Origin of the sequence: Kitasatospora putterlickiae (assembly GCF_039527695.1) — a bacterium.
In the GTDB taxonomy this organism is placed as follows: domain Bacteria; phylum Actinomycetota; class Actinomycetes; order Streptomycetales; family Streptomycetaceae; genus Kitasatospora; species Kitasatospora putterlickiae.
Genome location: NZ_BAAAKJ010000556.1, coordinates 485 through 1,283 on the forward strand (window position 1 = coordinate 485; position 799 = coordinate 1,283).

Annotated in this window: 1 protein-coding gene; it reads left to right on the plus strand. The window is 72.8% G+C overall.

Annotated elements, in window-relative coordinates; translation table 11 throughout:
• Positions 1-567: 567 nt before the first annotated feature.
• On the plus strand, positions 568-799 hold a 232-nt coding region (locus tag ABD308_RS39270), incomplete at its 3' end, for a helix-turn-helix domain-containing protein (RefSeq protein WP_344345905.1).

The following is a 799-nucleotide window of genomic DNA, read 5'->3' on the forward strand; positions in this document are numbered from 1 at the left end:
GCGCTGGGGGGTGTGGATGCGGCCGGGCCGGGGGCGGCGGCGGCCTGGCCGACCGCGGTGGCGGTCAGCATGCCGGCCAGGACGGCCAGGGTGGTTCCCGCCGTCAGCAATCTGCGTTTCATTCCGAGGCTCCTCGAACGTGGGGGTGCTCGATCGCGGACGGCGTGCCGTTCAGGGCGCTCTCCGTGGGGCCGTTTGGGGGGCGGCCCGTGCGGGCGTCCGCGCTCGGGTGCCGGAACCCTCACACGCCGTCATGGCCCGGTCAACGGCGCTGACGTGCGGGGCGAGCGGTTGGCAAGTTCCGTCAAGTGCCGTCAGGAACCTTTGGGCGGCGGGGAATTGCCGTCCGGAGCGACGTCCGGGCAGGTGGGAGGGGTGGCGCGGCCGGCCGCGGGCGCGCGGGAGCGTCGGCTGAAGAGGTTGAGACCAAAATGTGGAGAGGTAGAGACCAGTTACCGAAAGTGGTTGAGACCATCGCATGTACGCCGGAGGCCGTCGTCCAGTACCGTCCTCCTGAGCGGACCTCCCCACCGGAAGGCCCGGAACGCACTCGGGAGGGCAGCCCCGTTGCACCGGAACCGGGCGGTCACCAAGCCCGTCGAGGACGAGGCCTGGCGGGCCTTCGGACTTCGCCTGCGCCAGTGGCGCCGCCGCGCCGGCCTCACCCAGGCCCAGCTCGGCGCCGAGATCGGCTACGACCACACCGCCGTCAGCAAGCTCGAACACGGCACCCGCCGCACCAGCCCGCGGATCGCCGACCGCCTCGGCGAGCTGCTGCTCGCCAGCGGCGACCTGCGCG